General features: G+C 66.9%; 19 protein-coding genes and 1 tRNA gene. 12 read left to right on the top strand and 8 right to left on the bottom strand.

The window, feature by feature from the left end; all coding sequences use genetic code 11:
- Window positions 1-89 precede the first annotated feature (89 nt).
- Together QUE25_RS08460 and QUE25_RS08455 are read left to right on the top strand one after the other, a co-directional pair.
- Window positions 90-1,055, top strand: coding sequence for a hypothetical protein (locus QUE25_RS08460; RefSeq protein ID WP_286263995.1), 966 nt, complete (start codon window positions 90-92; stop codon window positions 1,053-1,055).
- A 2-nt stretch (window positions 1,056-1,057) separates the two neighbouring features.
- Window positions 1,058-1,906: a hypothetical protein gene (locus QUE25_RS08455; protein ID WP_286263992.1), complete on the top strand. Its 849-nt coding sequence runs from the start codon at window positions 1,058-1,060 to the stop codon at window positions 1,904-1,906.
- A 36-nt stretch (window positions 1,907-1,942) separates the two neighbouring features.
- Here QUE25_RS08455 and QUE25_RS08450 read toward each other — a convergent pair whose 3' ends face one another.
- The 3 genes from QUE25_RS08450 to groL all read right to left on the bottom strand — a co-directional run bounded on the left by QUE25_RS08450 (window position 1,943) and on the right by groL (window position 5,196).
- Window positions 1,943-2,500 carry an NUDIX hydrolase gene (locus tag QUE25_RS08450; protein WP_286263990.1) on the bottom strand — a complete coding sequence of 186 codons (558 nt, stop codon included), beginning with the start codon at window positions 2,498-2,500 and terminating at the stop codon, window positions 1,943-1,945.
- Window positions 2,501-2,676: 176 nt separating this feature from the next.
- Complete coding sequence (locus tag QUE25_RS08445) at window positions 2,677-3,381, bottom strand: copper homeostasis protein CutC (protein WP_286263988.1); 705 nt, start codon at window positions 3,379-3,381, stop codon at window positions 2,677-2,679.
- 195 nt (window positions 3,382-3,576) lie between these two features.
- Window positions 3,577-5,196: a chaperonin GroEL gene (groL, locus tag QUE25_RS08440; RefSeq protein ID WP_286263986.1), complete on the bottom strand. Its 1,620-nt coding sequence runs from the start codon at window positions 5,194-5,196 to the stop codon at window positions 3,577-3,579.
- A gap of 230 nt (window positions 5,197-5,426) precedes the next feature.
- Between groL and QUE25_RS08435 the strand changes: the two genes are divergently transcribed.
- Window positions 5,427-5,870 carry a hypothetical protein gene (locus QUE25_RS08435; RefSeq protein ID WP_286263984.1) on the top strand — a complete coding sequence of 148 codons (444 nt, stop codon included), beginning with the start codon at window positions 5,427-5,429 and terminating at the stop codon, window positions 5,868-5,870.
- Window positions 5,871-5,874: 4 nt separating this feature from the next.
- Here QUE25_RS08435 and QUE25_RS08430 read toward each other — a convergent pair whose 3' ends face one another.
- On the bottom strand, window positions 5,875-6,159 hold the full coding sequence (locus QUE25_RS08430; protein ID WP_286263982.1) for a DUF3263 domain-containing protein: 285 nt from the start codon (window positions 6,157-6,159) through the stop codon (window positions 5,875-5,877).
- A gap of 312 nt (window positions 6,160-6,471) precedes the next feature.
- Here QUE25_RS08430 and manA point away from each other — a divergent pair, with 312 nt between their 5' ends.
- The gene (manA, locus tag QUE25_RS08425; RefSeq protein ID WP_286263980.1) at window positions 6,472-7,662 is read left to right on the top strand and encodes a mannose-6-phosphate isomerase, class I; all 1,191 of its coding nucleotides are present in this window, start codon (window positions 6,472-6,474) and stop codon (window positions 7,660-7,662) included.
- Window positions 7,663-8,174: 512 nt separating this feature from the next.
- Here the strand turns inward: manA and QUE25_RS08420 are convergent.
- The 3 genes from QUE25_RS08420 to QUE25_RS08410 form a co-directional block, all read right to left on the bottom strand.
- A tRNA-Thr gene (locus tag QUE25_RS08420) sits at window positions 8,175-8,247 on the bottom strand.
- A gap of 81 nt (window positions 8,248-8,328) precedes the next feature.
- A complete protein-coding gene (locus QUE25_RS08415; protein WP_286263979.1) occupies window positions 8,329-8,466 on the bottom strand; it encodes a hypothetical protein in 138 nt (45 codons plus the stop codon).
- 196 nt (window positions 8,467-8,662) lie between these two features.
- On the bottom strand, window positions 8,663-9,463 hold the full coding sequence (locus QUE25_RS08410) for a DedA family protein (RefSeq protein WP_286263977.1): 801 nt from the start codon (window positions 9,461-9,463) through the stop codon (window positions 8,663-8,665).
- A 61-nt stretch (window positions 9,464-9,524) separates the two neighbouring features.
- Between QUE25_RS08410 and QUE25_RS08405 the strand changes: the two genes are divergently transcribed.
- The 4 genes from QUE25_RS08405 (at window position 9,525) to QUE25_RS08390 (ending at window position 13,875) form a co-directional block, all read left to right on the top strand.
- The gene (locus QUE25_RS08405; protein ID WP_286263975.1) at window positions 9,525-9,890 is read left to right on the top strand and encodes a nuclear transport factor 2 family protein; all 366 of its coding nucleotides are present in this window, start codon (window positions 9,525-9,527) and stop codon (window positions 9,888-9,890) included.
- 160 nt (window positions 9,891-10,050) lie between these two features.
- Window positions 10,051-11,145: an ABC transporter ATP-binding protein gene (locus QUE25_RS08400; RefSeq protein ID WP_286263973.1), complete on the top strand. Its 1,095-nt coding sequence runs from the start codon at window positions 10,051-10,053 to the stop codon at window positions 11,143-11,145.
- A gap of 158 nt (window positions 11,146-11,303) precedes the next feature.
- A complete protein-coding gene (gene metB, locus QUE25_RS08395; protein WP_286263970.1) occupies window positions 11,304-12,476 on the top strand; it encodes a cystathionine gamma-synthase in 1,173 nt (390 codons plus the stop codon).
- A 10-nt stretch (window positions 12,477-12,486) separates the two neighbouring features.
- Window positions 12,487-13,875: a DUF4032 domain-containing protein gene (locus QUE25_RS08390; protein WP_286263968.1), complete on the top strand. Its 1,389-nt coding sequence runs from the start codon at window positions 12,487-12,489 to the stop codon at window positions 13,873-13,875.
- Here QUE25_RS08390 and QUE25_RS08385 read toward each other — a convergent pair.
- A complete protein-coding gene (locus tag QUE25_RS08385; RefSeq protein ID WP_286263966.1) occupies window positions 13,872-14,237 on the bottom strand; it encodes a hypothetical protein in 366 nt (121 codons plus the stop codon). The genes QUE25_RS08390 and QUE25_RS08385 overlap by 4 nt on opposite strands.
- A gap of 98 nt (window positions 14,238-14,335) precedes the next feature.
- On the opposite strand from QUE25_RS08385, the gene cysS reads away from it, so the two are divergent.
- The 4 genes from cysS (at window position 14,336) to QUE25_RS08365 (ending at window position 19,205) form a co-directional block, all read left to right on the top strand.
- Window positions 14,336-15,739: a cysteine--tRNA ligase gene (gene cysS / locus QUE25_RS08380; protein ID WP_286263964.1), complete on the top strand. Its 1,404-nt coding sequence runs from the start codon at window positions 14,336-14,338 to the stop codon at window positions 15,737-15,739.
- Window positions 15,740-15,748: 9 nt separating this feature from the next.
- Window positions 15,749-16,687, top strand: a complete 939-nt coding sequence (rlmB, locus tag QUE25_RS08375; protein WP_286263963.1) for a 23S rRNA (guanosine(2251)-2'-O)-methyltransferase RlmB — start codon at window positions 15,749-15,751, stop codon at window positions 16,685-16,687.
- Between the two features lie 214 nt (window positions 16,688-16,901).
- Window positions 16,902-18,434 (top strand): UxaA family hydrolase, encoded by a 1,533-nt coding sequence (locus QUE25_RS08370; protein WP_286263961.1) that lies wholly within the window; start codon window positions 16,902-16,904, stop codon window positions 18,432-18,434.
- Between the two features lie 36 nt (window positions 18,435-18,470).
- Entirely contained in the window at window positions 18,471-19,205 is a 735-nt protein-coding gene (locus tag QUE25_RS08365; RefSeq protein ID WP_286263960.1) for a GntR family transcriptional regulator, read from the top strand.
- Window positions 19,206-19,226 lie beyond the last annotated feature (21 nt).

The following is a 19,226-nucleotide window of genomic DNA, read 5'->3' as shown; positions in this document are numbered from 1 at the left end:
CGGCCCCACCGCGGCCTGATCCGATCTGGGCTCTTCCGCCCAGCGCGAGCACCGACAGGGTTGTCGTCCGGGCTTCTAGACTGGACGCCATGACGCAGGTGACTTCGACTTTCTTGGCAGGTGAGGACGAGCAGCCCGGCCAGCCGTTCGGCTTCGCCAGCCCGGCGGCTCCCCCGCTGTCGACGTCCGAGCCGCCGCGCGCGGTGACGCCTGGGCCGGTGGCACCGCCGCAGGATTTCGCCCCGCCGGCACAGCAGGTGGCGCCGCTGGACCAGATTGCCCCTGCCCCCGCCGATCGGCGCGACCCACACGAACCGCTGCTCGATGCGTTGCCGCCCGAGGCGGTCAGTGCCTGGGACCCGACCCAGCCGGTTCCGGGCAGCGCGACCAGCGATGCGCTCAATGCGGCGTCCGAACCGGACACTGCGTTGAGCCCCCAGCAACTCGGCTCGCTGCCGCCGCCTTCAGGCCTGCCCGTCGGAGCCCAGCCCTGGCCCGCTCCGGTCGGCACCGCTCAGCCGCAGCCGGGCGTTGGGGCACCGCCGGGCGCAGGGGCACAGCCGGGCGTTGGGGCACCGCCGGCCGGCCCGCAGACCATGCGTCCGGTCGCGCAGTCGCCCTATCCGACCGGGCCGTCCCCTTATCCGGCCAATCCGTATGCACCCGCGCCGTCGCCCTATGGACCGAATCCGTACGCGACGGGCTCGTATTCCCAAGACGGCTACTACCCGGCGCCCGGCGGCCCCAGTCGACCGCCCGCTCAGGAGGTTCCCCAGATCACCGGCTGGCTGATCGGGCTGCTGTTCGTCGGCATGCTGTGGAGTGGGCTGGCGCCGTGGGCGCTGCTGGGTGCGGGCATCCTGGCCGCGACCAACAATGTGCCCGGGCGGATCATGTTGCTGGTCTGTGCCGCCTTCACGCTGGTGGTGGCCTTCTTCTGGTTCCAGGGCTACTTCTATATCGACCAGTTGCAGAGCACGGCGCGGCTGCTCTGCTTCGTCTGCCTGGTCGGGCTGGCCATCACGATGCGTAACAAACCGCAGCGGCGGTACTAGCGGTGGGTTCGGACGCTTCGTCGGCCGCGACCGCTCACACGCTTGCCCGGCTCGGCGAGGACGAGTTGCGGGTGCTGGTGGCGCTCGCGGCCGGTGCCGACCCGTCGGCATTGCCCGAGTTCGAAGCCCTCGATGTGGCAGCTGTTGCCGATGAATTGCGTCGTCAGGGCCTTATCACGCAGACCGGGATGGCGGTCACCGATGCGGTGGCGCGGGCCCTGGGGCCATTCCCGGCAGGCCTTGCGCCGATCAGCGCCGAACCACTGGACGAGGCCACCATCACCGAGGCGCTCGGCCGGATAGGCGACGACGACCGCCGGGTCCTCGAACGGCTGGTCTGGGGTCCACCCCAAGGCACGGTCGGCAACGCGCAACGCGCGGTGACCTGGCCGGACGCCGCCTCCCCGATCGACCGGCTGCTGGCATTGCGACTGCTGCGTCCCGTCGATGAGCGCACCGTGATCCTGCCGCGCGAGGTCGCCCTGGTATTGCGGGGCGGGCGGATCTTCGACGAAAACGGCGAACGTCCCGCGTTGCCTCGCGTTCAGGCGGCGAGCACTGATCGCCGGCCGGCGGGGGCCGCTGGTGCGTTCGGCGAACGGCAGTCCACGGACTGGCGTCCGGTCTTGGACACAGCCGCCCAGAGTGACCTGTGGGTGCAGCTGGCGTACGCCGAAGAAGACGGGACGCTGACCAGCGCGATCGTCCGGGTGCTTTTCGTGGCACACGGCTCGGCCTATCTGGTGCGCCGGGCCGGAGCACGGCTGACAGTCCCGACCGGCAGGATTATCTCGGCACAGACACTGGAGCCCGTCGTCATCAACGACCCGCCGCTCGAGCAGAGGAACTGAGCGACGCCCCGAGTCCCGCGCCGAAGTCCGATCTGCTCAGCGATGGCCTAGGCGCACCGGGACGGTGGACTCCTCGACATCCCCGAAATCGATGAGCTGGGTGGCGATCGTGGCCGCGATCAGGCGGGGCAGTTCGACGGGCCAGACGATCTTACCCACCAGATCGGCCACGGTGAACCATCCGAATCCGGCGGCCATGGTCACCTTCTCCTCGGCTGTGAACCCGGCGGTGTCCGGCTCATAGCGAGCCGGCAGATCGAGGACGAAGAAGTCCTCCCGCTGCACCAGAACCTGATCCGAGTAGCCATGATGCACGACTCGGCGGGCGACCGGCCCGAAGAAATCGCCCGGATCGACCAGCAGACCGGTCTCCTCGGCCAGTTCGCGGGCGGCCGCCTGCGCGAAGCTCTCACCGATGTCCAGACCGCCACCCGGAGTCACCCACCACTGCGACCCCGGGATACCCGGATCGCAATCGGAAGCGAGCAACACACGTCCTTCGGCACGCACGACCACCCGGGCCGCCTGACGCCTGCGCACGCGGCGCTGAGGCGGCGGAACCGCGACCATCGGGCGACGATCTGGATTGTTCATGGGTCCAGGCTAGACGCGAAGCCGCGGCCGCCTGACCATCGCCCAGCCTGTGCATCGTGGAGCACTCGATGCCGAAGCCGAGACTGCCGCTGTCCACGGCGCGTCCGACCCGCACCTTTGACGTCCCGGGGGCGACGCCTGCCGACCGGCTTGCCCGACCATCAGGTTGGTTCCAGCTAGCTGGCCCGCCGGACATGCTCGGAGTCCAGCAGGATTCGCCAGCCGCGCACCAGCGACGGATCCACGTCGGCCGCGAACGAGCCTCCGGTGCGCACCTGGGGACCCACCTGGAAGGCCCGCACCCCGGCCCGGCTCAGCCAGGCGACATGCTCGGGCACCAGTCCCCCGCCGGCCAGGATCAGCCGGGCATCCTCGGGATCGGCTCGGGCCCGCAAGACCAGATCGTCCAACCCGATCTCCAGGCCGCGGCTGGACCCTGCGGTCAGGATCTGATCGAGTCCGCGCATACCCCTCAACCGCGCCCAGGCCTCGTCCATGTCGAGGCAGCGGTCGATCGCGTGGTCGAAGGTCCACGGCCAGTAGCCGTCGTCGGTCAACGCCGCGACGATCTCGGTGTCGACCTGCGAGTAGCCATCCAAGAATCCGAGGACGAAGCCCTCGGCGCCGTCGCTCAGGTAGTTCGACGCCAGCCCACGCAGCCGGGTCACTTCGCCACCGTCGGACCGGTAGCCATCGCGCAGCCGCAGCAGCGGCCGGATCGGGATCGTGCAGGCGTCCCGCACACGCCGGAACGCTGCCGGTTCGGGGCAGCGTCCCTGCCCGGTCAGCTCGCCGACCATCATCAGCCGGTCGGCGCCGCCTTCTTCCGCGCGCCGGGCATCGTCGGCAGTGAGGACGACCACCTCCAACAGGCCAGACATGTCACCATGATGCACTGTCAGCGCGCAGACCGACGCGCGACACCCCCGGGCTTCGGGCTCGTCGGCCGCGCGCACCTCCACCGCACTCCGACCAAGACCCGGCGGCGGCCGGTGGACGCGGGGACGGGCATGCAGGAGGGGGACGGCTCCCGAAGGAACCGTCCCCCTACTGAGGCAATCAGGACTGATCGCGGATCAGTACATTCCGCCCATCTCGTCGCCACCGGCGGGCATCGCGGGAGCCTTTTCGGGCTTGTCGGCGATAACAGCCTCGGTGGTCAGGAACAGACCGGCGATCGACGCCGCGTTGGCCAGTGCCGAGCGGGTGACCTTGGTCGGATCCAGGATGCCGGCCTTGACCATATGCACGTACTCGCCGGTGGCCGCGTTCAGGCCCTCGCCGGCCGGAAGGCTCCTGACCTTCTCAGCCACGACGCCGCCTTCGAGACCGGCGTTGGCGGCGATCTGCTTCAGCGGCGCGGCGGCTGCGTACAGCACGATCTGCGCACCGATCTGCTCGTCGGCGCTGAGGCCCTCGAGGTTGGCGTTCTTGGCGGCCTGAATCAGGGCCACACCGCCACCGGGCAGCACGCCCTCTTCGACGGCAGCCTTCGCGTTGCGGACGGCGTCCTCGATGCGGTGCTTGCGCTCCTTCATCTCGACCTCGGTCGCAGCGCCGACCTTGATCACTGCGACGCCGCCGACCAGCTTGGCCAGCCGCTCCTGCAGCTTCTCGCGGTCGTAGTCGGAGTCGGAGTTCTCGATCTCGGTGCGGATCTGCTTGATCCGGCCCTGGATCTGCTCCTTGTCGCCGGCGCCTTCGACGATCGTGGTGTCGTCCTTGGTGATGGTCACCAGGCGGGCCCGGCCGAGCATGTCGAGCTCGGCGTGGTCCAGCGACAGACCAACGGTCTCGCTGATGACCTGGCCACCGGTGAGCACCGCGATGTCGGCCAGGATGGCCTTGCGGCGATCGCCGAAGCCCGGAGCCTTGACGGCGACCGACTTGAAGGTGCCACGCAGCTTGTTGACGACCAGGCCGGCCAGGGCCTCGCCATCGACGTCCTCAGCGATGACCAGCAGCGAACGGCCGGTCTGCTGCACCTTCTCGAGCACGGGCAGCAGGTCCTTCAACGAGGAGACCTTGCCGTCCACGATCAGGATGTAGGGATCCTCGAGGGTGGCTTCCATGCGCTCCGGATCGGTTACGAAGTAGCCGGAGATGTAGCCCTTGTCGAAGTTCATGCCCTCGGTGAGCTCGAGCTCCATGCCGAAGGTGTTGGACTCGTCGACGGTAATGACGCCTTCCTTGCCGACCTTGTCCATGGCCTCGGCGATGATCTCGCCGACGCTGGAGTCGCCGGCGGAGATGGAGGCAGTCTGAGCGATCTGCTCCTTGGTCTCGACCTCGGTCGACATGGCGGCCAGCTGAGCGATGATCGCGGTCACGGCCTTGTCGATGCCGCGCTTCAACTCGATCGGGTTGGCGCCGGCGGTCACATTACGCAGCCCCTGGTGCACCATCGCCTGAGCGAGAACGGTGGCGGTCGTGGTGCCGTCTCCGGCAACGTCGTCGGTCTTCTTGGCGACCTCTTTGACCAGCTCAGCGCCGATCTTCTCGAAGGGATCGGAAAGCTCGATCTCCTTAGCGATGGACACGCCATCGTTGGTGATCGTGGGGGCGCCCCACGACTTCTCCAGGACGACATTGCGTCCCTTCGGCCCAAGGGTGACCTTGACGGCATCGGCCAAGGTGTTCATGCCCTTCTCGAGAGCCTTACGGGCTTCCGAGTCGAATTCAATGAGTTTTGCCATGGTTCTGTGGAAAATCCTTTGGCATCAGGGGCCAGGCCCCGTTGGTTGTCTAGTGGTCGCTACGACTCATGGCTGCCGATGCCCGCGACGGACGACCTGAAGGTCTCACCCGCACCACGACTCGAAGCGGTGGCACTCCTCGTGTTGGAGTGCCAAATTCATTATTAGCACTCGGGCCCCGAGAGTGCAAACAATCGGGGCGGCCAACAGGCAGGCCATAGGCTGAACCCATGGCCACCAGCCGCAACCACCAGCTGCGCGCGATCGCCAACTGGGTGAACCTGTCGACGCCGCTGGGCTTCGCCGTGGCACTGGCAGGACGCGCGCGTCCGCGTCGAGGTCCGGCCGGCCTGTGGATCGCCGAAGGCTATCGTCTGGGATTTCCGGTTGCCGGGGCGTTCACCATCGGCTGCGTGGTGATCGTCCCCGGTGGCACGATCGACCGGCTGCTGGCTCGGCATCCCAGGATCGTGGAGCACGAGGCGGCGCATGCCACGCAGTGGGCGGTCTTCCTCGGGTTGCCGTTCCTGCCGTGCTATCTGGCCGCCGCGGCGTGGTCGAAGTGGCGCACCGGAACCGGGTACGCGTCCAATGTGTTCGAAGTGAGGGCCGATCTTGCCAGCGGCGGCTATCCGGTAGCCGGAGAGCGACCTCGTCCGGACCGGAAGGCCTGAATCATCAGCGATTGGCGAGCCTGGAGGCCGAGCGGGTGCGCTGGCGCTGCTCGCGCAGCCGGCGGAGCCGCTTGACCAGCAATGGGTCGTGTTCGAGAGCCTCGGGACGATCGATCAGCGCATTGAGCAGCTGGTAGTAGCGCGCCGCCGAGAGGTTGAATCGCTCCCGGATCTCGGTTTCCTTGGGAGCTCGGGCCTGCCACCAGCTCTTCTCGAAATCCAGGATGGCCATCTCGCGCTCGGTCAACGACCGGGCCTGCGGATTGAGATTGTGCGCTGCTTCGACCATGCGGCGATTCTACAACCGGGAATCACACCGATGTGATTACCTGCGCGCATCGGTGTCCGGACGCTGGGCCTCGGCGCTCGGGTAGCTTGCACAACGGTGCTCGGGCGGCTTGAATGACGATGCTCGGGCGGCTTGCTGGCCGATGCTCGGGTCGCACAGATCGGCGCTCAGCGTGGCTCCTGGCGGCAACCCGAATGGCCGTGACACGGACGCGATGAGTAGGATGGGTGATTGCTTGGTCACACAAGCGCAGCCGTCACCCCATCGGCGGCAGCCTGTGCAAGGCGGAACGTATCTATACAGGGAGGTGGGATGCATCCGCTGACCGGAAGCATCAAGCGCTACGACTGGGGATCGCCCGACGCGATTCCCGCCATTCTAGGCATTCACCCGGACGGACGTCCGCTGGCGGAATACTGGTTGGGCGCGCACCCGAGCGATCCCGCGACGATCGATGGCCATCTCCGGCTCGACGAGGCCATCAAGCAACACCCGTGCCTGGTCGGTGATTCGGCCCGGCTGGAGTTCGGCGGGCATCTGCCGTACCTGATGAAACTGCTGTCGGCCGGGCGTCCTCTCAGCCTGCAGGCGCATCCGAACCGGATGGATGCGCGGGCGGGTTTCGAGCGTGAGAACCAGGCCGACATCCCACTCGACGCGCCCGAGCGCACCTTCAAGGACCCATGGGACAAGCCCGAGCTGATTGTCGCGCTCACTCAGTTCGATGCCCTGGCCGGTTTCCGCGATCCCGCCCTGACTTCGGCACTCTTCTCGCGCCTGGGCATCAGCCCGGTGTCCGAGCAGGTCTTCGCGCCGCTGCGCCACCGGGGCGGACGAGCCGGGCTGGCCGAGGTTTTCATGAACTGCCTGGTCTTGGACGATGACCTCAAGGCAGCGGTCACCGATGTGGTGGCTGCTGCGGTCAACCACACCGACGACGAAGGCGAGCTGGGCGAGTTCGCGCGCACCGCAGTGCTGCTGGACGAGCATTTCCCCGGCGACCCGAGCCTGCTCGCGGCGCTGATGCTGACCCGGCACACTCTGCAGCCCGGCGAAGCCCTCTACCTGCAGCCGGGGGTCTTACACTCCTATCTGAGCGGCACCGGCGTGGAGGTGATGGGCAACTCCGACAACGTCTTGCGCGGTGGCCTCACATCGAAGCACATCGACCCGTCCGCGCTGGCACAGGTCGTGACCTTCACCACCGAGCCGATCCCGGCGATGCTGCCCGAGCAGGAGCTGCCCGGACTGTGGCGCTACCCGACCGACGAGCGCGCGTTCGTGTGCTGGCGGCTCGACCTCGTCCCCGGACGCATGATCGAACTGCCCGGCGAGCTGTCCGGTCGGATACTGCTGGCCACCAGCGGTGAGATCGGTGTCTCCCAGGGCCAGGACGGACTCGTTCTCAAGCACGGCCAGGCGGCCTTCCTGGAGGCCGGCTGCCAGGCCAAGGTCAGCGGCAACGGCCAGGGCTTCCTGACCGCCACCGGCCTGGACGCCTGATCCCTGGCCTGGTCCATCGGCACCGGCCCAGTTCGCTGGCTGTCCACCCCGCTCGCCGTGCAGTTCGCTCGCCGTAAGTGAGTTCGCTCGCGTTCCAACAGAAGCAAACTGCTCTACGGCGAGCGTTTGCTACCGACGGCGAGCGGTTAGTACCGACGGCGAGCGTCTGCCCCGCCCCTCGTCCAATTCGCTCGCCATAAGTAAGTTCGCTCGCGTTCCAACAGAAGCGAACTGCTCTACGGCGAGCGGTTTGTACGGACGGCGAGCGCCTTGTACCGACGGCGAGCGTCTGCCCCATCCCTCGTCCAGTTCGCTCGCCATAAGTGAGTTCGCTCGCGTTCCAACGGAAGCAAACTGCTCTACGGCGAGCGCCTAGTACCGACGGCGAGCGTTTGGGATGAACGGCGAGCGCCTAGTACCGACGGCGAGCGAACTGGCGGAGGATTGCTGGAACAGAGCCAATGGCACATGACTGATGGCACACAACTGATGAAACACAGCTGACGGAACAGAGCCCCCGGAGGGAGTCGAACCCTCGACCTTCCGCTTACAAGGCGGGTGCTCTGGCCGCTGAGCTACGGAGGCGTGCGCCCAAGAAAGGCGCTTGACTATTCTGCCCGGACGACGCCCCTGCGCGAAATCCGGCCCGATCGCAAAATGAGCAAACTAAGCACGCTCCAACTGGAGATCAGCGTCCGAGACAGCTTGCTGCTGGCGTCGGGTGAACAGCACCGACACGATCACTCCGCTGGCCAGGGTGACCAGTCCCGCAACCCAGACGGGCAGCTCCGATGGCGCGTTCATCTGCAGGGCGGCAAACAATACCGGCAGGCCGATCACGAGGGTACAAAGCTTCCCGACGCTCTCCAGTGCTCTGCGGCGCCTGTGGTTCGGAGTCTGACTCTGTGGGGTTCCCATGGGAAAACGTTAAGCCAACTCTCAGCATGTTTACGCCATTGACACGGCATTTCGGGGGATGCCCGGGAGAACCCTGAGAATCTCAGCCCTTGCGGCTACTGCGCATGAAGGTAAGCGCGACCACGGCGACCACCAGCGCGATGGCGACGTAGTTGGCGAACTTGCTGTAGAACTCCAGCACCTTGACCGCCGGCTCCCCAACCAGATAGCCGAACGAGAAGAACCCGATCAGCCACAGCAGGCAGGACGCGAAGTCGAGCATCATGAACTTCTTCCAGCTCATCCCCTGTGCCCCGGCCAGCACGAAGATGACCGCGGTCAGCGGCAATGGAATCGGCACATAGGCGACGAACATGCCCACCCAGCCGAGCTTGTTGGCCCAGCGTTCTGCCCGGGCGTAGTTGCGTGCGGCGCGCTGCGACTTGCCGGCCCACACCTCGATCATGCCGCGTCCCCACAGTTTGCCGGCCCACCAGTACGTCCAGTCCAGCTTGATCGACATCAACGTGCCCAGCAGGATCGGCCAGACGAACGGCAGATCGGTTCCGACCCGGACCACCGACCCGAGCAGCGTGGTACCCGATCGAGAACCCAGCAGCCCGACCAGCCAGGGCAGCCGGTCGGGTGAACCCAGCAGCCACGCCCGCAAGGGCAACATCGCGAGGCTGAAGAGACCCAGGAAGCCGATCCACGACATGCAGGCGATATCGGTGCGCGTCGGCTTACGCCGCCACGGCATACCCGGATCGTCCCACCATTCGCGCTCGGGCTGTTTGTCACCGGCCGCATCGGGCCGGACCGCTTCTCCGGGCAGCGCGCCGGCGTCAACCGGGTCGACAGGCTCGTCGTGCCGGGAGATCTCTGTCGGACGCTCATCAGCCACCCAGCGAGCTTACCTGGCACTCGTGCACGGCTGGACCGTCCCAAACCTCTAGGCTGACTCCATGAGCGATCAGACCACGGCATTCGCCGAACTGCTGCAGATCAACGAACGAATAGGGCAGGCAGAATCCGACGCCGACAAGGCCTGGTTCGAGCACCTGCTGCACGAACGGTTCACCATGCGCCGCCCCAGCGGCCCCCTGTCGACCAAGGCCGACTTCATCTCGGGCCTGGCCACCGGCGCCAAACGCCAGACCACGATGCTCGATCTCGAACTGCACGGACGCTACCGCGCCACCGCCCGCTGCACCGTCGAGAAATGGGCGCTGGCCGACCCCGAGGCCGTCCAGATCTTCGACAATCTGCGGGTCTTCATCCGCGAAAACGGACGCTGGCAGCTGATCACCTGGCTGGCCGAACCCATCTGATCCGCCCCTCCCGCGCCGCCGGCACGGATTCGATATGCGAAACGACTTTGCAATACCCCGCAACCATGGCATCCTGTCCGGGAGGACGAGGTAGTCCTTCGTCCTTCTACCACGGATCGTTGGGCACGTTCCTGCCCATAGAAAGGATGGTGGCACAGGCATGGCCACAGTCAGTTTCCGAGAAGCAGTACGCATCTATCCCGGAGCCGATCACCCCGCAGTCAATCACCTGAACCTCGAAATCGGTGACGGCGAGTTCATGGTGCTCGTCGGCCCTTCAGGTTGCGGCAAGTCGACCTCACTGCGAATGCTCGCCGGGCTCGAGGAGGTCAACTCGGGTTCGGTATGGATCGGCGATCGGGACGTCACCGACCTGCCCCCCAAAGACCGCGACATCGCGATGGTCTTCCAGAACTACGCGCTGTATCCGCACATGACCGTCGCCGACAACATGGGCTTCGCGCTGAAGATGCAGGGCGTCGCCAAGGACGAGCGCGATCGCCGTGTGCAGGAGGCAGCAACCCTGCTCGGCCTGACCGAACTACTCGCCCGCAAGCCGAAGAACCTGTCGGGTGGCCAGCGTCAGCGCGTCGCGATGGGTCGCGCGATCGTCCGTAATCCTCAGGTCTTCTTGATGGACGAGCCGCTGTCGAACCTGGACGCCAAGCTGCGCGTCCAGACCCGCACCCAGATCGCGGCCCTGCAGTCGCGGCTGGGAGTCACCACCGTCTATGTCACCCACGACCAGGTCGAGGCCATGACGATGGGCGATCGGGTGGCCGTCATGAAGGACGGCCTGCTGCAGCAGGTCGACAACCCGCTGGTGCTCTACGATCGCCCGGCTAACCTCTTCGTGGCCGGCTTCATCGGTTCACCCGCGATGAACCTCATCAAGGCCGACATCGTCGATGGTGGGGCGTCGGTCACCGGTCATGTCATCCCGATCGACCGCGCGGTGCTCGACAAGGCGACCGGCAACACGGTGATCGTCGGCATTCGTCCGGAATCCTTCGAACTGTCCAGCGACACGGGCATCGGCATGCACATCTCGGTCGTCGAGGAGACCGGCGCCGACTCCTACCTGTACGGCACCCTCACCGAGAACGAGGACGCCGCGCTGGCCGGCAACGAACCGCAGATCGTCGCCCGCGTCACCACCCGGACCCCACCGACGCGCGGTGATGCCGTCAACCTGCGCGTCGATCCGGCCGCGGTGCATGTCTTCGACACCGAAACAGGAGCCCGCCTTTCCTGATCGGTTCCTCATCGATCCAGAGCAGACGGCCGCGGACGCACAGCGCCACCGGCCGGTCTGCCAAGGCGGTACTTAGTGGCAAACAGCGGGGCTCTCGGCAACGGGAGCCCCGCTGATCATTGCTCTGCGTGGTCGGTCGGAGCGCTATCTTGGCAGCCATGGACCCGACGATCTCCCAGCTCGGACGCGGACTTCGCGCCGGTCTCGATTCCGATACCGCGTTCTCTTCGATCGTGCCCCCGATCTATCTGGGCACGAACTACGCATTCGCGGGGCTGAACAACCCGCCCAGGTACGACTACAGCCGCTCGGGCAACCCGACCCGCGACCTGCTGGGTGAGGCGATCGCCACCTTGGAGGGCGGCGCCACCGGCGTCATCACGTCGTCGGGCCTGTCGGCGCTGACACTGTGCTTCACCGCGCTGGTCAAGGCCGGTGGACGCGTCGTCGCCCCGCACGACTGTTACGGCGGCACCTGGCGGCTGCTCAATCATCTGGCCGGGCTCGGTCATTTCACGGTCGACTACGTCAATCAGACCGACCCGCAGGAGCTGGCCGCCGCGCTGGAGACACCGGCCGACCTGGTCCTGATCGAAACCCCGTCCAATCCCCTGCTGCGGTTGGTCGATCTCCAACCGACCATCGAGACGGTGCATGCCGCGGGCGCGCTGGCGGTGGCCGACAACACCTTCTGCTCGCCGCTGCGGCAGCGCCCGATCGAGTTCGGCGCCGATGTGGTCGTGCATTCGACGACGAAATTCATCAACGGCCACTCCGACGTGGTGGGCGGCGCCGTCGTCGCCGCGGACGAGGATCTCGGTGAGCATCTGAAGTTCTGGGCGAATGTCATCGGGGTCACCGCGGGGGCGTTCGATTCCTGGCTGGCGTTGCGCGGGCTGCGCACCCTGGACGCGCGGGTGCGCGTCCACGACGCGAACGCCGCCGAGATCGTGGCTACACTGGCCGGCCATCCGGCGGTGACGGCGGTCTACTACCCCGGACTGGCCGAGCACCCGGGTCACGAGATCGCGGCCCGCCAGCAAGACAGCTTCGGTTCGATGATCAGCTTCGAGGTCGTCGGCGGCCTGGCCGGCGCCACCGCCTTCTGCCGGGGCCTGCGGGTCTTCGACATCGCCGAATCGCTGGGCGGGGTCGAATCGCTGATCGCGCATCCGGCGTCCATGACCCATGCCTCAATGACCCCCGAGGTGCAGCTGGCCGCCGGCATCACCCCGGCGCTGCTGCGACTGTCGGCGGGCATCGAGCCGGCCGGCGATCTGGTGGCGGACGTGCGCGACGGCCTGGAGCGAGCTCTCAAGGTCGATCAGTAGGCTGGAGGGCGTGCCCAGGTTCTTGTCCGCCACGCCGAACGTGCAGTTGCTCCCGCTTCCGTGGGATACGCCGTTGGCCGATTGGCCCGAAGAGAATCTCGTCGCGCTGCCCCGAGGCATCTCACGCCATGTTGTGCGGTTCATCGGAGTCGGCGACGAAGTGCTCGCCGCGAAGGAAGTCAACGAGGATCTGGCCCTGCACGAATACCGGCTGTTGCACGATCTGGGCCGGCTACAGACGCCGGCGGTCGAGCCGGTCGGTGTGATCAGCGCCCGCCGCGACGCCGAGGGCCAGCCCCTCGATCCGATCCTGCTCACCAAACACCTCCAGTTCGCGCTGCCCTACCGGTCGCTGTTCACCCCCGGCGTCCGCAATGAGACGGTCTCCCGGCTGCTGGACGCCATGGTCGTGCTGCTGGCGCGGCTGCACCTGATCGGACTGATGTGGGGCGACGTCTCACTGTCGAACATCTTGTTCCGGCGCGACGCCGGTGAGTTCGCCGCCTATCTGGTCGACGCCGAGACCGGTGAACTGCACGACAAGCTGACCGACGGCCAGCGCCAGCACGATCTGTCGATCGCCCGGGTCAACATCTTCGGCGACTTCTGCGACCTCGAGGCTGGCGGGCTGCTCGACGAGTCGCTGGATCCGCTCACCATGGTCGAGACCATCGATGCACGCTACAACGAGCTCTGGAACGAGCTGACCGGCGCCGAGGAGTTCAGCGGCTCCGAGCTGCACCGCATCGAGGGCCGCGTCCGCCGGCTCAACGCGCTCGGTTTCGACATCGCCGAACTCGACATCAACACCTCGGCCGACGGCCGGACCGTCCGCATCCAGCCGAAGGTCGTGGACGCCGGCCACCACTCCCGCCGGCTGCTGCGGCTCACCGGGCTGGACACCGAGGAGAACCAGGCTCGCCGGCTGCTCAATGATCTCGACACCTACCGCATGCGCCGCGGGCTTCAGGGGCTGGACGAGGCGGTCGCCGCCCACCGGTGGCTGACCGACTTCTTCGAGCCGGTAGTCAATTCGATCCCGACCGACATGATGGGCAAACGCGATCCGGCGCAGATCTACCACGAACTGCTGGACTACCGCTGGTATCAAGCCCAGCGCGAGCACCGCGATGTGCCGCTGCTGGAAGCTGCCCAGGGCTACATCCGTGACGTACTGGCGAACCTGCCGGACGAGGCGATGATCTCGATGGGGCCTGGCGTGCGGACGCTGGCCAACCCGTACGATCCCTCGCTCGGCTTCCAGGACGATCCGCTCAGCGAGCAGCTTCCCCCGGTGATCGACCCCTGGGAAGCCGAGGCCGATCAGATCGACCCGGCAGAGGCATCACATTTTGATATCGATGCCCTGCGGGCGCGCGCCAAGGACAACCCGGCCTAGTCTTCGTCCAGATCGTCTTCGTCGACTTCATCGGAGTCATCGGCGGCGAAGTCGTCCTCGTCCAGGTCATCCTCGTCGGCTTCGTCCGAGTCATCGGCGGCCGTTGTCGCCGCCGGGCTCGCCAGCATCGCAGCCATCGCATCGGAATCGAGAGTGAACCAGCCGCCCGTGCTGACCACCGTCGCCGCCGACGCAGTGATCTCGAAACCGCCGGCAGCCTCGCCGGCCGTATCGTCCGGCTCTTCGAAGAACGGATCGTACTCTTCGCCGGGGACGATCGGGCGTGGGCCGGAGTCCACGCTGGCGCGCACTTGGTCACCGATCGAACTGGTGCGCGGACGATGCTTACGGATCTGAGCCATGATTCCTCCACTGAAGTATTGAATTCAGCGTCTGCGAGCATAGTCGGCGGCCCTGAGCGTGCGCGACAGGCCCACGGTTGACAAGTAAACTCCACCCTGTGAGCTTTCATCTCTTCGACGAACGTATCGGCGCGGTCACCGAGTTCATCCCCCTGAACCCGGGAAAGGTGTCGATCTACCACTGCGGTCTGACGGTGCAGTCGGCCCCGCATCTGGGACATATCCGCAAGGAGGTCGTCTTCGACGTGCTGCGGCGCTGGCTCACTGCCGAGGGCTTCGAGGTGAAGGTGGTGGCGAACGTCACCGACATCGACGACAAGATCCTCGCCAAGTCCGCCGCCTTGGGCATGGAGTGGTACGAACTGGCCTATTCGGTCGAGCTCGAGTTGCACCGTGCCTATCAGGCGCTCGGCTGCTTGCCGCCCAGCTACGAGCCGCGCGCCACCGGGCACATCCCCGAGATGATCGAGCTGATCAAGAAACTCATCGGACGCGACCACGCCTACGTGGCCGAAGACGGCTCCGGCGACGTCTACTTCGACGTGCATTCCTGGCCCGACTACGGCGAACTGTCGAATCAACGGATCGAGGACATGGCTCCGGCCGCCGACGCCGATCCCCGCGGCAAGCACGATCCGCGCGATTTCGCGCTGTGGAAGGGCACCAAGCCCGACGAACCGACGACTGCGTCGTGGCCTGCCCCGTGGGGAGCCGGGCGTCCGGGCTGGCATCTGGAATGCTCGGCGATGAGCCTGAAGTATCTGGGCGCCGAGTTCGACATTCACGGGGGCGGCCTGGATCTGCGCTTCCCTCATCATGAGAACGAGTTGGCCCAGTCCCGGGCGGCCGGGTACGGATTCGCCCGCTACTGGATGCACAACGCCTTCGTGACGATGGCCGGCGAGAAGATGAGCAAGTCGCTGGGCAACGGCACGGTGGTCACCGAGGTCACCCAGCAGTACCCGGCCCGCGCGGTGCGGCTCTACCTGGCCGCCCCGCACTACCGGTCGGCCGTCGAATTCAGCCCAACCTCTTTGGACGAGGCGAGCGCGCAGCTGGAACGCATCGATTCCTTCTTGGAGCGGGCCGGCGCGAGCGGCGAGTTCGTCTTCGACTTCAGCCAGCTGCCCACCGCCTTCGTCGAGGCCATGGACGACGACCTGGGCACCCCGGCTGCCGTCGCGGTGATCTTCGAGGCCGTCCGGCAGGGCAACCGCTATCTGGACGCCGGCGACAAGCAGGCCGCCGAGCTGACGCTCACCCAGGTGCGCGCGATGCTGCATGTGCTCGGACTGGAGCCCTTCGACCCGGCCTGGGCGGGATCGCACGACGGCAGCGACCTCGCCGACATCGTGGACGGACTCGTCCAACTGCTACTGGAACAACGCGCACAGGCACGTGCGCGCAAGGACTGGGCGGCTGCCGACGCGATCCGCGATCAGCTCACCGCGCTCGGCCTGACAATTGCGGATACCGCCGATGGCGCCCGCTGGAGCCGGTGAGGAGACATCGTGGCGACAGAACGCAAAGTAGGGTCGGGCGGGCGGCGCAAACGTGGCCTGGCCGGACGCGGGCCCACCCCCAAGGCGGAGGACCGCGTCTACCACAAGGCCTATAAGGGCAAGTCAACCGGAACTTCGGGATCGCAGTCGGGGAAGAGTGGCGCGAACCGCAGCCGCGCGCAGGGCAAGGGCGCGGGTGCCGACTGGGTGGTCGGACGCAACCCGGTGCTGGAGGCGATGACCGCCGGCCTACCAATCAAGACCGCCTACGTGGCCGAAGGGGCCGAGCGCGACGACCGGCTCAATGAGATCTTCCGCTACGCGGCCGAGCATTCGATCTCGCTGCTGCAGACCACCCGCGCCGAACTCGACCGGCTCACCGGCGGAGCCGTGCACCAGGGCGTGGCGCTGCAACTGCCCAGCTACGAGTACGCGTATCCGGGTGATCTGATCGCCGATGCGGTCAACGACGAGACCCGCGCCGGGCTGCTGGTGGCCCTCGACGGGATCACCGACCCGCACAACCTGGGCGCGATCGTCCGGTCGGCGGCCGCGTTCGGGGCGCACGGCGTCATCATCCCCGAGCGCCGCAGCGCCTCGGTGACCGCGGTGGTGTGGAAATCGTCCGCGGGCGCGCTCGCCCGGGTTCCGGTGGCGAAGGCCACCAACTTGAACCGGGTGCTTCAGGACGCCGCCAAGGCCGGCTTCACGGTGGTGGGGCTGGCCGGCGAGGGCGAGACCGACATCGCCGGCGTGCCGGGTGCCGACGGCCCGGTGCTGCTGGTCGTCGGATCCGAGGGTGCCGGGCTCGCCCGGCTGACCCGCGAGCGCTGCGATGTGCTGGCCCGGATCCCGATCGCCAGCGAGGTGGAGAGCCTGAATGCCTCGGTGGCCGCGTCCATCTCGCTGTACGAAGTGGCCCGCTCCCGGGGTGACTTCACCGACTGAGCCCGGCCGGCACACGGCCCGGACCGCTCCCGCAGCACCCGCAGCGGCAGCCTTGGCGACTGCGGCCGGGCGCCTGCTGCGAAGGGCAGCATTGGCTGTCGGCGACCTCCCCAAATCTCACTCCCAGCCAATATTTGATATGATTTCTCGCAGCGAAACGGTTCGACGGATGCCGATGCAGCTATCCGTGGCATGACCTTGGGGGATGATGAGGATGGCGTCCGATGACGCAGTTCTGGTGCTGAACAACGCCGATGATGTCGCGGTGGCGCGTCGCAAACTCCTTCCGGGCGAGATCCTGTCGGTCGGCGACGCCCGGATCCCGGTGCTCGATGTCATTCCGCTGGGTCACAAGATCGCCTTGCACGACGTCGCCGAGGCCGAGCCGGTCACCAAGTACGGCTATCAGATCGGTGTCGCGCTGCAGCCCATCAAGGCCGGACAGCACGTCCATGTGCACAATCTGATCTTCTCGAGCCACCACAAGCCGAAGGCCTCCGACCTCGACCACCATGCCTGGACGCCGCCGGCCACACCGGAACGAACCACCTTCATGGGGGTGCGCCGCAACGACGGCACCACCGCAACCCGCAACTACATTGCGGTGTTGTCGACGGTGAACTGCTCGGCCAACGTCTGCGAGATCGTCGCCAACGAGGCCGTCCGCCGCGGCCTGCTGGACGATTACCCGAACATCGACGGGGTCATCCCGCTGGTTCATGGGATGGGCTGCGGGATGGCCACCAATGGCCTGGACCTGCTGCAGCGCACCCTCGCCGGTTTCGCCACTCACCCCAACGTCAGCGGGGTGGTGGTCATCGGCCTGGGCTGCGAGGTCAATCAGGTCGATCTGATGATCAAGCAGATCCACACCCGCCGCGGTGTCGCCCAGGAACGCATGACCATCCAGGCCACCGGCGGCACCCGCGCGACCGTGGAAGCGGCCCTGGAAGGCATCAAGAAGATGCTGCCGGGGGTCAATGACTCGTTCGTGCGCACCGAGCGTCCGGTCAGCGAGCTGGTGCTCGGGCTCAACTGTGGCGGCTCCGACGGCTTGTCGGGGCTGACGGCCAATCCCGCGCTGGGCTACGCGTCCGACCTGATCGTCGCCCAGGGTGGACGATCGGTGCTCGCCGAGACCCCCGAGATCTACGGCGCGGAATCGCTGCTGGTGCACCGCTCGACCAGCGAGGCGACCTCGCGGCGCCTGATGGACAAGATCGCCTGGTGGGAGGACTACACCGCCAACCTCGGTGCCACCATGGACGCCAACCCGTCGCCGGGCAACAAGGCCGGGGGCATCACCACCATCTTGGAGAAGTCGCTCGGTGCGGTCGCCAAGTCGGGGCACGCTCCCTTGGAGGCGGTCTATGACTACGCCGCGCAGATCGACCAGCCCGGCCTGGGTTTCATGGACACCCCGGGCTACGACCCGGTGTCGGTGACCGGCCTGCTCGCCGGCGGCGCCAACCTGATCTGCTTCACCACCGGACGGGGCTCGGCACTGGGCACGGCGCCGGCGCCGACCCTCAAGGTGGCCACCAACAACGCCCTGGCAGCCCGGATGCCTGACGATATGGACATCAACTGCGGACCGATCTTCTCCGACGGTGTCGCCGTGGCCGAGAAGGGCCTCGAGATCTACAACGCGCTGCTCGATCTCGCCAGCGGCACCCCGTCGAGCAGTGAATCGCTCGGCTACGGACGCAATGAATTTCAGCCTTGGCATATCGGCGTCGTGATGTAATCGAAGGCGCCACCCCCGAACGAAAGGCAGAATGCGATGGCCCAGCCAAGAGTCAGGCCCCTGGAACGCAAGGTGCTGCGCGACACCGTCTACGAATCCCTGGTCGACATGCTCATGTCGGGTGCGCTGCTACCCGAAGCCCCGCTCAGCATCGACGGGCTCGCCAGCGAGCTGGCGGTCTCCCCCACTCCGGTGCGTGAGGCCCTGGTTCATCTCGAGCGTACCGGGCTGGTGACTCGCGCGCCCCTGCGCGGCTACCGGGTCGCACCGCCGCTGACCCCCGACCAGATCGCGCAGCTGTGCGACACCCGGCTGATCCTCGAGCCGGGCGCGCTCGCGCTGGCGTTCCGCCGGGTGCAGGAACTGAAGCCGGTGCTGGCCAAGGCGCACGCCAAGCATGTGAAGGCGGCCGGAGCGGTGGCGGGGATCGTCCCCGACAAGTCGACGATGAATGCCTACCGCGAGTATATGGACGCCGATTGGGGCTTCCACAACACCATCTTCCGGTTCACCGACAACGTCTACCTGCAGAACACCGCAGACCAGCTGCCAGCCCACATGCACCGGCTGCGTCAGTCGGTGCGGCGCGGCATCAATGACTCCGAGCTGGCGGTCGCCGAGCATGCGGCGGTCCTGGCGGCCGTGGAGGCCGAGGACCTGGTGGCGGCCCAGCAGGCGATGTACGACCACATCGCCAGCGTCAAGGAGCGCTCGCTTCGCGACGAGACCAGCCTCGACACGGTCGAGCCGGCAACCGCTGCGGGGCAATAAACAGCAGCGGCCGCAGCGGCT

This window comes from Brooklawnia propionicigenes (assembly GCF_030297015.1).
Classification (GTDB): domain Bacteria; phylum Actinomycetota; class Actinomycetes; order Propionibacteriales; family Propionibacteriaceae; genus Brooklawnia; species Brooklawnia propionicigenes.
Note: the sequence above shows the minus strand (reverse complement) of the source record. Positions and strands in the feature narration are given on the sequence as shown.